Origin of the sequence: Rothia sp. HMSC069C04, from assembly GCF_001812895.1 — a bacterium.
Taxonomy (GTDB): domain Bacteria; phylum Actinomycetota; class Actinomycetes; order Actinomycetales; family Micrococcaceae; genus Rothia.
Genome location: NZ_KV810736.1, coordinates 368,737 through 382,543, shown reverse-complemented (window position 1 = coordinate 382,543; position 13,807 = coordinate 368,737). Strand labels below are relative to the sequence as shown.

At 60.8% G+C, this 13,807-nt stretch carries 12 protein-coding genes and 2 tRNA genes; 6 read left to right on the top strand and 8 right to left on the bottom strand.

Translation table 11 applies throughout. The annotated features are described in order from the left end of the window. Nucleotides 1-71: 71 nt before the first annotated feature. Together HMPREF2879_RS04260 and HMPREF2879_RS04255 are read left to right on the top strand one after the other, a co-directional pair. Nucleotides 72-145: transfer RNA gene (locus tag HMPREF2879_RS04260), tRNA-Met, on the top strand. A gap of 1 nt (nt 146) precedes the next feature. After that, nucleotides 147-218: transfer RNA gene (locus HMPREF2879_RS04255), tRNA-Thr, on the top strand. Nucleotides 219-388: 170 nt separating this feature from the next. Here HMPREF2879_RS04255 and HMPREF2879_RS04250 read toward each other — a convergent pair. Further along, nucleotides 389-1,390 carry an LLM class flavin-dependent oxidoreductase gene (locus HMPREF2879_RS04250; protein WP_070634879.1) on the bottom strand — a complete coding sequence of 334 codons (1,002 nt, stop codon included), beginning with the start codon at nt 1,388-1,390 and terminating at the stop codon, nt 389-391. A gap of 202 nt (nt 1,391-1,592) precedes the next feature. Between HMPREF2879_RS04250 and HMPREF2879_RS04245 the strand changes: the two genes are divergently transcribed. From HMPREF2879_RS04245 to HMPREF2879_RS04235, 3 genes are all read left to right on the top strand, one after another. Further along, nucleotides 1,593-2,045 carry a MaoC family dehydratase N-terminal domain-containing protein gene (locus HMPREF2879_RS04245; protein WP_005504824.1) on the top strand — a complete coding sequence of 151 codons (453 nt, stop codon included), beginning with the start codon at nt 1,593-1,595 and terminating at the stop codon, nt 2,043-2,045. After that, complete coding sequence (locus tag HMPREF2879_RS04240) at nt 2,045-2,506, top strand: MaoC family dehydratase (RefSeq protein WP_049349185.1); 462 nt, start codon at nt 2,045-2,047, stop codon at nt 2,504-2,506. The genes HMPREF2879_RS04245 and HMPREF2879_RS04240 overlap by 1 nt, the downstream gene beginning before the upstream one ends. Before the next feature lie 236 nt (nt 2,507-2,742). After that, nucleotides 2,743-3,849 carry a UDP-N-acetylmuramate dehydrogenase gene (locus tag HMPREF2879_RS04235; RefSeq protein ID WP_070634878.1) on the top strand — a complete coding sequence of 369 codons (1,107 nt, stop codon included), beginning with the start codon at nt 2,743-2,745 and terminating at the stop codon, nt 3,847-3,849. A 103-nt stretch (nt 3,850-3,952) separates the two neighbouring features. On the opposite strand, the gene HMPREF2879_RS04230 is transcribed toward HMPREF2879_RS04235, so the two are convergent. Further along, complete coding sequence (locus HMPREF2879_RS04230; RefSeq protein ID WP_070634877.1) at nt 3,953-4,912, bottom strand: histidine kinase; 960 nt, start codon at nt 4,910-4,912, stop codon at nt 3,953-3,955. A gap of 133 nt (nt 4,913-5,045) precedes the next feature. Then, a complete protein-coding gene (locus HMPREF2879_RS04225) occupies nt 5,046-6,473 on the bottom strand; it encodes an MFS transporter (RefSeq protein ID WP_070634876.1) in 1,428 nt (475 codons plus the stop codon). 215 nt (nt 6,474-6,688) lie between these two features. On the opposite strand from HMPREF2879_RS04225, the gene HMPREF2879_RS04220 reads away from it, so the two are divergent. Next, nucleotides 6,689-7,051, top strand: a complete 363-nt coding sequence (locus HMPREF2879_RS04220) for a PGPGW domain-containing protein (RefSeq protein ID WP_070598997.1) — start codon at nt 6,689-6,691, stop codon at nt 7,049-7,051. Nucleotides 7,052-7,172: 121 nt separating this feature from the next. On the opposite strand, the gene asd is transcribed toward HMPREF2879_RS04220, so the two are convergent. From asd to HMPREF2879_RS04195, 5 genes are all read right to left on the bottom strand, one after another. After that, the gene (gene asd / locus HMPREF2879_RS04215; protein WP_070598999.1) at nt 7,173-8,312 is read right to left on the bottom strand and encodes an aspartate-semialdehyde dehydrogenase; all 1,140 of its coding nucleotides are present in this window, start codon (nt 8,310-8,312) and stop codon (nt 7,173-7,175) included. A gap of 209 nt (nt 8,313-8,521) precedes the next feature. Further along, nucleotides 8,522-9,187 carry a dihydrofolate reductase gene (locus HMPREF2879_RS04210; RefSeq protein WP_070506982.1) on the bottom strand — a complete coding sequence of 222 codons (666 nt, stop codon included), beginning with the start codon at nt 9,185-9,187 and terminating at the stop codon, nt 8,522-8,524. Between the two features lie 24 nt (nt 9,188-9,211). Further along, complete coding sequence (locus HMPREF2879_RS04205; protein WP_049341085.1) at nt 9,212-10,093, bottom strand: thymidylate synthase; 882 nt, start codon at nt 10,091-10,093, stop codon at nt 9,212-9,214. Between the two features lie 153 nt (nt 10,094-10,246). Continuing rightward, nucleotides 10,247-11,254 (bottom strand): NUDIX hydrolase, encoded by a 1,008-nt coding sequence (locus HMPREF2879_RS04200; RefSeq protein WP_070506976.1) that lies wholly within the window; start codon nt 11,252-11,254, stop codon nt 10,247-10,249. Between the two features lie 251 nt (nt 11,255-11,505). Continuing rightward, nucleotides 11,506-13,779 carry an RNA degradosome polyphosphate kinase gene (locus HMPREF2879_RS04195; RefSeq protein WP_083303470.1) on the bottom strand — a complete coding sequence of 758 codons (2,274 nt, stop codon included), beginning with the start codon at nt 13,777-13,779 and terminating at the stop codon, nt 11,506-11,508. Nucleotides 13,780-13,807 lie beyond the last annotated feature (28 nt).

Below are 13,807 nucleotides of genomic sequence, written 5' to 3'. Positions count from 1 at the left end.
TGGAGGTCCCGGGATCGATTCCCGGTCGGGGCTCTCTCATTAATTCATGCGAGAGCACGTATTAATGATGTGGCGGTGTAGCTCAGCTGGTTAGAGCGCACGACTCATAATCGTGAGGTCGACGGATCGAGCCCGTCCACCGCTACGCCCCGATAGCTCAGTGGTAGAGCGCCATCTTGGTAAGATGGAGGTCCCGGGATCGATTCCCGGTCGGGGCTCAGATAAGCCTGTCTCTTCGGAGGCAGGCTTTTTTGTTTACCTATTTGTTTGCCTAAAGCCTGGTCTGCAGGCGCTTAGCGAACGGCTCGATGCCGGGTAGAGCATGCCGGGTATAGCAAAGCCCCCGAGAAAAACTCGGGGGCTTCGTCTTTATGCTCTGATCGAAGCGTTAGGAGGCGCGGCGCACCACCGGCAGCTGGGACAGCAGCTCGTAGGAGCGCAGGCGGTCCTCGTGCTCCCACGCCTCGGTCATGACGATAAGCTCGTCAGCACCCGTGCGTGCCACCAGATCCTCAATACGAGCCTGCGCGGTGGCGGGAGAGCCTACGATTGCTTCGGTGGTCATGCGTTCAACGTGCATCTTCTCCGCGTCGGTCCAGACGGCGTCCATATCTTCCACGGGAGGTGCGAAAGACAAATTGCCGCGCACCACACCCAGGAAATGCTGCTGCTGCGTCGTGTACAGGTAGCGTGCTCGCTCGTCGGTATCGGCGAGCATCGCGGTTGCACCCACCATGACGTAGGGCTGTTCCAGGTGCTCCGAGGGCTTGAAGTTCGCGCGGTAGGTGTCCACTGCCTCCTGCAGCATTGCGGGCGCAAAATGCGAAGCGAACGCGTAGGGCAGACCCAGCTGTGCGGCAAGCTGCGCACCGAACAGGGAAGAACCCAGAATGTACAGAGGCACCTTCGAGCCCTGACCAGGAATGGCGTGCACGCGGTGCATGGGGGAGGGCTCGCCCAGGAAACGCTGCAGCTGCTGCACCTCGGCGGGGAAGCTCATGGCGGCAGAATCGTCGCGGCGCAAAGCGGCGGCGGTCATCGGGTCAGTGCCGGGCGCACGGCCCACACCCAGGTCAATACGACCGGGATGGAACGCGTTGAGGGTACCGAACTGCTCCGCTACCACGTAAGGTGCGTGGTTGGGGAGCATAATGCCTCCCGAACCCACGCGAATACGCTCGGTTGCGGCGGCAATCTCCGCCATGACCACGACGGTCGCCGAGGACAGCAGGGAACCGGCATTGTGGTGCTCAGCGACCCAGAAACGCTCGTAGCCGTAGGACTCAGCCGCGCGGGCGGCATCGATGGTGTTGAGCATGGTCTGGTGCTGACGCTGATCGGGGCGGTGCGGCATCAGGTCAAGCACCGAAATTTTTACGTTGGAAGACACAACTTTTCCTTCTGAAATAGATTGCGGGTACCCGTCCAGCCTACGCCTGCTTGGGCTGGATGGGTAGGGGCGCGCCGGGCGCCTTCGCTAGAAGGTAAACAATGCTAAGAAATACTGCGTGCATCCATGCTGGCTGTTTGCTGATGCGTCCACTCTGTGCGTTTGAGCTGAACACTGTGCATAAGAACGGTAGACTGAAACCATGAGCATTAACCCTGAGATTGTGGGCAGGGTCTACCCGTCCGAGAACACCTACGTTGTCGGCCGTGAAAAGATCCGCGAATTTGCCCGAGCAGTTCACGCAGAAAACCCCCTCCACCACGACGTTGAGGCAGCCCGCGCGGCAGGGTACGCAGATGTGATTGCCCCGCCGACCTTCGCCATTATCCTGGCGCAGGCAGCTGACGCGGCACTCATCAACGACGATTCCGCCGGTATTGATTTCTCCCGCGTGGTGCACGCCGACCAGCGCTTCACCCACCACCGCCCCATCGTTGCCGGTGATGAGCTGCGCACCGAAGTTCACGTGGACTCCGTGCGTGTCATGGGTGCCGGCGCAATGCTGACCACCCGCGAAGAAATCGTTGACGCGCAGGGCGAGCCGGTCACCACCTGCATCTCTTCCCTGCTGGTTCGTGCTGAGGAGGAAAACTAATGGTGCGTTTTGAAGATCTTGAAAAGGGTCAGGACATCGGTTCGCGTACCGTGGAGCTCTCCCGCGCTTCGCTGGTGCGTTACGCTGGCGCATCCGGTGACTTCAACCCGATTCACTGGAACGAGCGTTTTGCTCAGTCGGTGGGCCTGTCCGGCGTGATTGCTCACGGCATGCTGACCATGGGTACCGCCGTGCAGCTCGTGAGCGACTGGGCGGGCGACCCCGGTGCGATTGTGGACTACCAGACTCGATTCACCAAGCCCGTTCCCGTGGCGGATGCGCCCGGCGGCGAAAACCCCGACACCCCCACGAACGCCCTGACCATCAGCGGTAAGGTGGGTGCCCTGAATGAGGAGGAGCGCACCGCCCGCATTGACCTGACCGTCACCGCTCGTGACGAGGAAGGCAAGGAGCAGAAGGTTCTGATGAAGAGTCAGGCTGTGGTTCGTCTCTCGGCATAGATTTTTCTGTGCGGGTAGATAACCGCGTGAAAGTAGCTATGTGAAAGCCCTGGTGCTACCGCGATGCGGTGGTGCCGGGGCTTTTGCATGCTCGGCTGCGCGCTCGCCGGTGCAGATGGTGGCGATTCTTTTTGTGGGAGGCGCGCCGGAAAATGAAGGCAAAATCACCATAAGGTTTTCGTGACTTTAACGCGTGGCGGGTGTTGACCCCGCACAACGACCGGTATTCTTAACCTATGACTGAAAAGCTGTTGAGCGAACTGACCACCGCCCAGATAGGCGGCCCCGCTAAGACCTACGTCCGCGCCACCTCCGAAGCAGAAATTATCGAAGCAGTCTCCGCTGCAGACGCCGCAGGCGAACCCGTCCTTATCGTGGGCGGCGGCTCCAACCTGCTGGTTTCCGACGAAGGCTTCAGCGGAACCGTCGTACACATCGCCTCCGAAGGCGTAGAGGTTCTGCCCATCCCCGCATGCGGCGGCGCGAACGTGCGCGTGCAGGCGGGCACCATCTGGGACGACTTCGTGAAGCTCAGCATCGAGAACGAATGGGTTGGCCCCGCGGCTCTCTCCGGCATCCCCGGCACCGTGGGTGCAACCCCTGTGCAGAACGTCGGCGCATACGGCGTTGAGGTGGGCGAGTTCATCGCCTCCGTGCGCACCTGGGACCGCGAAAAGAACACTCGGAAGACCTTCGCGAGCGCAGACCTGCGCTTCGGCTACCGCGACTCGGTGCTCAAGCGCGCAACCGTCAACGGCTCGCCCCGCTACGTGGTGCTGACTGTTGATTTCCAGTTCACCCTGGGCAGCCTGTCCTCCCCGATTCGTTACGCCGAGCTGGCGAAGAGCCTGGGCGTTGAGCCCGGTCAGCGCGCCGAATCCGCACTGGTACGCGAAAAGGTGCTGGAGCTGCGCGGCTCCAAGGGTATGGTGCTCAACCCCGAGGATCGTGATACCTTCTCCACCGGTTCCTTCTTCACCAACCCGATTGTTCCGCGTTCTACTCTGGATTCCCTGCCCGAGGGCGCCCCGAACTTCCCGGTGGTCGTGAAGACTTCCCCGTTCACCGCGGGTGTCGAGGACCCCGATCACGTGAAGCTCTCGGCTGCCTGGCTGATTCAGCACGCCGGTTTCGAGAAGGGCTTCGGCCTGGAGGGTGAGTCTCGCGAGATCGCTCAGGGTCGTGCAAGCCTGTCGACCAAGCACACCCTGGCGATTACGAACCGCGGCGGCGCATCCGCTGAGGATATTTTCGCTATTGCCCGCGCTGTGCGCGATGGTGTGCGTGAACGTTTTGGTGTGACTCTGGTTCCTGAGCCTGTCGTGGTTAACGGCGAAATCTAAACGCTCAAGTTCTCGCCTCTCGTAGCGCGAGGACGCATAGAATAAACGCTTCGGGCGGTCTCTGATAAAGAGGCCGCCCGAAGCGTTGTATTGATTCGCTGAGCTAGTGGCGAGGTGAGGAGATGCGCACCTGCCCCGGCAGGTAGGGCCTGCGCTTGGGCGCTGTGCGCGTTGCCGCAAGGGGAGCGGTGGGCAGGTGCTCCATCAGTACCTGAACCGCCAGGGGAAGCTTCTGCGGCGGGCTGGGGGCGTGGAAAATCGGCTTATGGCGCGTGGGCCGGTACGGGTAGTATTCCGCGTCCTCGCTGTGCGACCAGACAAGGTTGCCGAACTCGCCGGGAACGGGGGAAAGCACGTTGGCGTAGTAGGCGCGCGTCTGCAGGTCGGCACGCTCGGAGGTGCCGGTAGATACGCCGCTGGGTACGCGGTCTTGCTCGATGATGAGGGCGCGGACCATGCCGCCTACGGTGCTGACCGCGTTCACGTGCAGGGCGAGTAGGTCCCCGTCCTTGTGGTCGATCTGTACCTGCCCGTCCGCGAGGATTCGGGTGCCCATCGTGATGCTGCTGGCGACTCCTTCGCAGAGGGCGCGGATGAGCGCCATGCGTGCCGGGTAGGGGTCTGCGATATCCCAGCCGATGAGGGTGGGCGCGGCGGAAATGCCGGCGTATTCCTCGCAGGATTCGTAGGAGGCGACGTCCACGTAGCCGCGGGCGATGGGCTCACGGTCGTAGGGGCGGCCGTCGCGCTGCTCCCAGAAGCTGAGGGCGGTTGCGGTGAAGACAGCTTGGCCGTCGCGTACGGCGACGGTGAACATAAAGTCCTGCGGGTAGCCGTTCTTAGTGCGCGGGCGCAGGGTGATTGCGCGGGTATATTCGTTGAATTCCTCGGGCCAGTCCAAGTAGTAGCTCATTTTTGCCCCGTCGCCACGGTGCACGGTGAGTTCGCCCGGTAGCAGCATGGCTTCGGGCACGCCGCCGGCGCGTTCTGTGGCGTAGTGTTCGCTCACGGGCCAGGGGCTGAACTCTGTGCGGTAGGGGTTGGAGAGGAAGGAATCGAGCATAGAACGTATCCTCTCATAGTTTGAGGTTGTGGTGCATGGTTATAGGGCTTAAATGACAAATGAGCTGTCCCTTCTGATTGCTCGGAAAGAGCGTTCAGGAGGGACAGCTCATATTGTATGGCGTGCCGCTCGTTTAGAGGGATTCGCCGCGGCGTTCAGGGAGGAAGAACACGGTGGTTGCCGCTACCAGGAACGCGGTGGAGAAGAGCGCAAAGAGTAGCGGGGTTCCACCGAATGCGACCAGCGGCGGCACAATGAGCGGTGCCGCGATGGAGGCGATACGACCGATACCGGCGGCGGCACCGGTGCCGGTTCCGCGCAGGTGGGTCGGGAAGATTTCCGGGCTCAGGGCGTAGAGGGCACCCCACGCACCCAGGTTGAAGAAGGAGAGCATGCATCCGGCGAGGATGATGAATACCTCGGCGTGCGCCATGCCGTAGCCAGCCGCCGCCAGCGCGGAGCCAAGCAGGAAGGTCGCCAGGGTTGCGCGTCGGCCCCACTTTTCGATGAGGTAGGCGGCGACCGCGTAGCCGGGTAGCTGGGCGAGGGTCATGATGAGCGTGAACGCGAAGGACTTCACGAGGCTGAATCCCTGGGCGTTCAGCAGCGCCGGAATCCAGATGAACGCGCCGTAGTAGGAGAGGTTGATGCAGAACCAGATGACGCACAGGGCGATGGTCTTACGGCGCTGACCTGCAGCCCAGATAGAGTGAATCTTCGCGGATTCTGCGTTGTCGGCGCTTTCAGCCGCGCCGTGTACGGAAGTGTCTTCGGTCTGCTTCTTACCGGCTCGGGAGAAGAGCGCGGGAGAGGCCTCGAAACGTTCGACCACCTGGCGTGCCTGATCGTGCTTGCCGACCGACTCCAGGAAGCGCACCGACTCGGGGGTTCCCATACGGATTACGAGCGAGTAGATGGCGGGAATCAGACCAATGGCAAGCGCCCAACGCCAGCCGTTCGCCTGCGGAACGACGAAGGTGCCGATGAGAGCGGCGAGGATCCAGCCCAGAGCCCAGAAAGCCTCCAGCGCGACCACGACGCGGCCGCGGATAGCGCGAGGTGAGAACTCAGAAATCAGAGTGGATGCCACGGGAAGTTCCGCGCCCAGACCCAGACCGACCAGGAAACGGAAGACGAGCAACACACCCAGGGAGGTCGCCAGGGCGGAGGCGCCGGTCGCCAGACCGTATACCAGCAGGGTGAGGGCGAAGATGTAGCGGCGGCCGAGCTTATCGGCGAGTAGGCCGCCGAAGGTTGCGCCGAGCGCCATGCCGGCGAATCCGATGGATCCGAGCCAGGAGGCTTCGGTGGGGCTGAGCTGCCATTCCTTGATGAGTGCCGCCATGACGAAGGAGATGAGGCCAACGTCCATGGCGTCCAGTGCCCAGCCGAGACCCGAGATACCCAGGAGCTTGCCGTGGGCGCGGGTGAAGGGCAGGTTTTCGAGGCGTTCGTTGAGAGTCGGGGCGGCGTTGCGTTCAGTAGCGGGTGCAGAGGTACCAGCGGGTGCAGCAGCGTTGGTGCGGGGTGAGTCCGTTGATACGGGACGAGGGGAGGACACGGTAGTGGGTCGCTTCCTTAGTGTTTAGGCGTAGTGCCGGGCGAATTGTTCCCTTACAGTGTATAAAGGTACTTTCGACTTGAACACTATTGAAACGAAAAAATTGTGAAGATGACGGAAAAATCTCAACATGAAGAAATCTTTCACAGCCGCCGCCCAGCGGTAGGTGCTATTCTCTAACCACCGCCGCCCGGTGAAACTCACCTACGGCACGTTTGGAAGGACCACCCCTGAAAACCATTGAAGATGAAGTCAAGGAAAGCGAGACCAGCCGCTTTCACCGCTGGCTCGAAGCCCGCAAGGAGCGCATGCACGCGCATCCGGTCATGCGTCATCTCTACAAGCCCCTCGTCATCGGCGTGGGCGCCTTCTGCTTTATCGCCGGACTGATTATGCTCGTCACCCCCGGCCCCGGCTGGCTGTTCATCTTCATAGGCCTGGGCATTTGGGGTACCGAATTCACCTGGGCACGCCGCGCCAATATTTTCATGAAGCACGTGGTGCTCACCGCCTGGTACCGCTACCGCGCCTGGAGACAGCAGCGTAAGGAACGCAAAGCCGCCGCAAACCAGCGCTAAACTAGCTCACGCTAACCCGGCCAGCGCTAACCCCACACGCGCTATACGCAGGCACAAAAAGCCCTCGCTCCCATCCGAAAAGAATGGTAGCGAGGGCTTTTATATAGCTTGTCAGTGAGCTTTAGAGCTTGCCAACAGCAATCTGCAGCATACGGCGAATCGGCTCAGCAGCACCCCACAGCAGCTGGTCACCCACGGTGAACGCGCTAATGTACTCGGGGCCCATCGCGAGCTTACGCACGCGACCAACCGGAATTTCCAGAGAGCCGGAAGCAGCCACGGGGGTCAGCTGCTCCATAGACGCCTCACGCTCGTTCGGCACGAAGCGAACCCAGGGGTTGTCCTCAGCGATGATGCGCTCGATCTCCTCGATCGGCAGGTCCTTCTTAAGCTTGATGGTCAGCGCCTGAGAGTGCGAGCGCATCGCAGCGATGCGGACACACAGACCGTCCATGGTGATCTTATCGTCTTCGGAGCGGCCCAGGATCTTGTTGGTCTCGACCTCAGCCTTCCACTCTTCGCGGGACTGACCGTTGCCCAGGTCAGAGTCGATCCAGGGAATTAGGGAGCCGGCGAGCGGCACACCGAACTGGGAAGAATCCAGCTCACCGGAGCGCTGCTTAGCAAGGATCTTGCGGTCGATGTCCAGAATTGCGGATGCGGGGTCGTTCAGCTCCTCGGAGACCTCGTTGCCCAGGTCGCGGAACTGTGCGAGCACCTCGCGCATGTGGCGGGCACCGCCGCCGGACGCTGCCTGGTAGGTCATGGAGGTAGCCCACTCGACCAGGTCGTTCTTGAAGAGGCCGCCCAGGCCCATCAGCAGGCAGGAGACGGTGCAGTTACCGCCGACAAAGTCCTTCACGCCGGATGCCAGGCCGCGGTCGATGACGTCGCGGTTGATGGGGTCCAGCACGATGATGGAGTCATCGTTCATGCGCAGGGTGGAAGCGGCGTCAATCCACAGGCCGTCCCAGCCGGCTGCACGCAGCTTCGGGTGCACAGCCTCGGTGTAGCTACCGCCCTGAGCGGTCACAATAATCGAGTGCTTACGCAGCTCATCAATGTCGTATGCGTCCTTCAGCTCGGACGGCTCAATTACGCCGTCGAAGGTGGGCGCAGCGCCACCAACATTAGAGGTAGTGAAGAAGATGGGGGTAATGCCCTCGAAGTCGCCTTCCTCAACCATGCGCTTCATGAGGACGGAGCCCACCATGCCGCGCCAGCCAACAAAACCTACAGAGTCACCGGGATTAAAGTTCATGGTTCCCAGTGTACTCTCAGGCTGGCGGGTGCGGACTAACACCGTACAAAAAATTTGATATTCGGAACGGAATACCGTGTGAAGAGGCGGGGCTTATTACCGGGGCACCGGGAGGCGCATTAAACACTCAAGCCCGCGGCGCTCCGGGTGGAGCAGCCGCAGGCCTGAAATGCATGTCTATATCAGCGAGTGAACGAGGGAAGCTTGAACTAGATACGTTCGAGCCGCTGGAACGAGAAGTACATGGGGTTCTTCGTGCCCGACTCATCGAGCAGGTAGCCCTTCTCACTATTCTCCCAGGCACTCTCGGAGGTGACCCGCCAGCACCCGTTTGGTGAGCTGCCCTCGCAACTGCCCGCAGAATTTGCAAGCTGCAGCTCGGGCGCTCGCGTATCGCCGGTAATCTCGTTGCCCTCCTGGCAGTAGAAGAGGGTCCGTTCCACCGTCTTCACCCGACCGAAAGCGGGCAGGTTGGTGCGGGAGAGCGCCTCCGCGTACACGGAGCCGCCGCCAAGAATCCAGGCGTCGACTGCGGGGGTATCCGCGGTAACGGTATCCGCGGGGGTATCCTCAACCGGCGCGCCCACGGCGTCACGAGCCGCGTACAGCGCCGCATCCAGCGAAGGAACCCACAGGGCGCCATCACGCTCTTGCGCCTCGGCCACAGAACGGCTAATCACAATATTCGTACGGCCCGGCAGAGGGCGAAAACGCGGCGGGAAGGACTCCCACGTGCGGCGACCCATAATCACCGGAGCACCCAGCGTCACCTTCTTGAAATGCACCAAATCCTCCGGGGCGCGCCAGGGCATATCCCCGTCACGACCAATGATGCCGGCATCGGTTTGAGCCCAAATAGCACCCAGACGATACATCATGCCTCCTAGAACTACCTACAGTTAGACCGCAATCGGTGCGGCAATACCGGGATGGTGCTTATAATCCACCAGCTCAAAGTCTTCATACTCGTAATCGAAGATAGAAGGCTTCTTGGTCTTAATAACCAGCTTCGGGTACGGGTAGGGTTCGCGCGGCGGGTAGGGGTTACCCTCCGGGTCGGTGCCGTAGCCCAGCTGCTTCTTCACCTGCTCCAGGTGGTTCGAGTAGATGTGGCAGTCGCCGCCGGTCCAGATGAACTCGCCCGGCACCATGCCGACCTCTTCAGCAATCAGGTAGGTCAGCAATGCATACGAGGCGATGTTGAAGGGCACGCCCAGGAACATGTCGGCACTACGCTGGTACAGCTGGCAGGACAGCTCCTTCACACCGTCCGGACGCTCGTACACGTAGAACTGGAACAGCGCGTGGCAGGGCGGAAGCGCCATGCTATCCACCTCGGCGGGGTTCCACGCCGAAACAATATGACGGCGAGAGCTCGGGTTGTTCTTCAGAGACTCAATAACCTTCGCAATCTGGTCAATCGTGCCGCCATCGGGGGTCGGCCACGAACGCCACTGCACGCCGTACACCGGGCCCAAATCGCCGTTCTCATCAGCCCACTCATCCCAAATGGTCACGCCGCGCTCCTGCAACCAGCGCACATTCGAGGAACCGCGCAAGAACCACAGCAGCTCAATAGCAACCGACTTGAAGTGCACACGCTTGGTGGTAATCAGCGGGAACGACTCACGCAGATCAAAACGCATCTGACGGCCGAAAACACCGAAGGTGCCGGTGCCGGTACGGTCGGAACGCTGCGCATCCGCCGTAATGGCGTCCTTGTTCTCCTCGAGGATTTCGCGCAGAAGATCTTCGTAAGGGGTGGGGATTGCGTGAGTCATAAGAAAAACCTTGAATCCTGTTAGTAGACGTGAGAGACGGCCACAAATCAACCGCCCCTCTATTGTAAAACCCTCGAACGGGCGCAGGTAGAGCAAACGCGCTGAGCATAAAGCCCAGCGCGCTCACCGTTAGAAGATCAAAGTATATGGATGTTAGTCCAGAGCCGCGCGTACTCGCTCCACCGAGACAATACGCGGGTTATCGCCCTCGGTCACCTGCAGAACCAGGGCATCGCCAGGCTCCAGGTACGGGTCCTCAGCCGGAAGAACCTCCGCGGAGCCCTCCAACAGGTACTCGCGCAGAACATCCATCACCTGGGGCAGCACCGGGCGGTGAGTGCACAGCAGGGACGAAGAATCCTTATCGAACAGTGACGCCACGGTGCGGGCAGTACGTGCCGGGTGACGCTGAGCGCCCGCCTCCGATAGGGACTTCTTCTCCTTCACCGACACACCATAATCCACCGAGTACGGGGTCACGGTCTGAACGCAACGCAGCCACGGGGAAGAAATAATACGGCTCGGAGCCCACGCCGCAAAGAGACGGCTAGAGGCCAACGCCTGACGCTTGCCGGTCGCCGCGAGCGGACGGTCATCCTCAGCAGCAGCCCAGTTCGAACGAGGCTTAGCCTTCGCATGGCGGGCAATGAGAATCGGGCGGGTGCGCAGCGCATCCGCCTCAGCCAGAGCCTCCAGGGATTCCAGGGGTGCCAGGTCATCCTGGTTAGTCAGCAGCGCGCGAGCCACATCGGTGGTCACCCAGCGCAGCTCATCCACTTCACCCTCATCCGCCAGGGCGCGGGCACCGTCGGGCAGTTCAGCAGCCCAGTAGAAAACATCCTTCGGACGGCCACCCACCGGGTAGGAAGTCACCGCCAGGGGCACACCCAGAACAACCTGCAGACCGACCTCTTCGCGAATCTCACGAATAGCGGTCTCAGCAAGGGACTCGCCCGGATCCTGCTTGCCCTTAGGCCAGGACCAGTCGTCATAACGAGGGCGGTGAATGATCAGGACCTCAAGCGCACCATCGCGCATACGCCAAATCAGTGCGCCAGAAGCAACAATATCCGCAGTGTTCGCGGGGGAACGGTCAATGCTGTTGACCGCGTCAAAACGTCGTGCCGAGTAGTAGATGGAGGGGGAATCCAGCGGTGCCATATCTCTCTCTGAACCTCTTCGCTAGGCTTGTGCACAATGCCAGAGGGCACCATGCTCCGCGTCTAATTGTAGGGGAGAGAAGCGTCAAGTTGTAATCTCAACGTAACCTGTTGTTCACTTTTGCGCTAAGTGCACTAGTCCACCCCAAGATTTTGCACGACACGCGGCAAACCCCGCCTGTCCTACGCCATAAAGCGCGAGAACAGACGGGGTTCACAACCAGAAATCACCGGTAGGTCAGCGGCAAATCCTTAGACCTTATCCACCACGTTCTTACGGGAACGCGAGCTCAGGTAGTACGACTGCACATCCTGCAGCGGGTTGCCCTGGTCATCGGTATCGTGGCGGGTCCAGTTACCCTCAGAATCCAGGTGCCAGGTACGCGAAGAATCACTCATGTAGAGGGTGAACATATCACGCAGGTACTTCACGTGGCGCGGATCCTTCACAGGCACGAGCGCCTCAATGCGGCGGTCCAGGTTGCGGTGCATCATATCGGCAGAACCAATGTAGACAATCGGATCGCCACCATTCTCAAACGCAAACACACGCGAATGCTCCAAGAAACGGCCCAGCACGGAACGGACACGGATATTCTCGCTCAGCCCCTTAACGCCCGGGCGCAGCGCGCAGATACCGCGAACCACCACATCCACCGGCACACCAGCCTGCGATGCGCGGTACAGCGAATCGATGATGGCCTCATCCACCATGGAGTTGCACTTGAACTGAATCTTCGCCGGACGGCCCGCCTTATGGTTCTCAATCTCCTGATCGATGCACTCAATCAGGCCGCTACGCAGAGTACGCGGCGCCACCAGTAGCGACTGGTAGTTAGTCTTCGGTGCGTAACCAGACAGCTGGTTGAACAGGCGGGAGACATCCTCACAAATCTGCTCATCGCAGGTGATGATGCCCAAATCCTCGTAGAAACGAGCCGTCGACGGGTGGTAGTTACCGGTACCAATATGAGCGTAACGACGCAGGTGGTTACCCTCGCGGCGTACCACCAGAGACAGCTTGCAGTGAGTCTTCAGACCCACGATGCCGTACACCACATGCACGCCAGCGCGCTCCAGCTTACGAGCCCACGAGATGTTGGCTTCCTCATCAAAGCGAGCCTTAATCTCCACCAGCGCCACAACCTGCTTGCCAGCCTCAGCTGCCTCAATCAGCGCATCCACAATAGGGGAATCGCCACTGGTGCGGTACAGAGTCTGCTTAATCGCCTGAACACGCGGGTCAGCGGCAGCCTGCGCCAGGAACGCCTGCACACTGGTCGCAAACGAATCGTACGGGTGGTGCAGCAACACGTCGTGGTCGCGGGCGGCAGCGAAAACGTCTGCAGCCTTCGCAGTCTCGGTAGCATTGAGCCAGCGGGAAGTGTGCGCAATGTGCTTGGGGTAGTGCAGAGCCGGGCGGTTCGCGCGAACAATCGCACTCATGCCGCGCAGATCAAGCGGAGCCGGCAGGCGGTACACCTCGGACTCGTCGATGTTCAGCTCAGAAATCAGCAGATCCAGGATGGTCGGGTTGATGGTGTCCTCAACCTCCAGTCGGACCGGCGGACCGAAACGACGGCGCAGAAGCTCCTTCTCCAGAGCCTTCAGCAGGTTCTCTGCATCGTCCTCTTCCACCTCAAGATCCTCGTTACGGGTCACGCGGAAGACGTGGTGCTCCACAACCTCCATGCCCGGGAAGAGGGTATCCAGGTGCTCAGCAATGATGTCTTCCAGAGCAATGTAGCGGCTCTCGCGGCCCGCAGTGTTGGCGGCGCGCGAACCATCCACAGAGACCATACGGTCCAGCTGATCGGGCACCTTCACGCGCGCGAACAGCTCCTTGCCGGTCTGCGGGTTACGCACCAGCACCGCAAGGTTCAGCGACAGACCCGAAATGTAGGGGAAGGGATGCGCCGGGTCAACCGCCAGCGGAGTCAGAATCGGGAAAATGTCGCGCATGAAATCCTGACGCAGACGCTGCTTAGCATCCGCATCCAGGTCGTTCCAACCCACAATGCGGATGTTCTGCTCCTCCAGAGCCGGCAGCACCTGGTTGTGGAACACATCAGCGTGACGAGCCTGCAGCTGGTGAGCGCGTTCAGCAATCTCTTCCATCTGCTCCTCGGGGCTCAGACCGGCAGCCGAAGGAACCGCCAGACCGGTCGCAATGCGACGCTTCAGACCCGCCACACGCACCATGAAGAACTCGTCCAGGTTAGAGGCCACAATCGACAGGAAGTTCAGACGCTCCAGCAGGAACAGGTTCGGGTCCTCCGCCAGCTCCAGCACGCGGGTGTTGAAGTCCAGCCAGCTGCTCTCACGGTCGAAGAAACGCTCCGGGCCGAACTCCTCTTCCAGACTGAAGTAGGAGCGCTTCTCGCCCTTCTCAATGCGGTCACCGCGGGACTCGGCACGCTCAATCTTCGAAATATCGTGGCCAATGTGAATGACACCGGTCATGGGCGCAGGCTCAGACGGCTTAGGCTTAGGCGCCTTATTCAGGCCATTGGGGGCGGGTACCATACTGTACTTGCCTTTCTGATCGGGGATA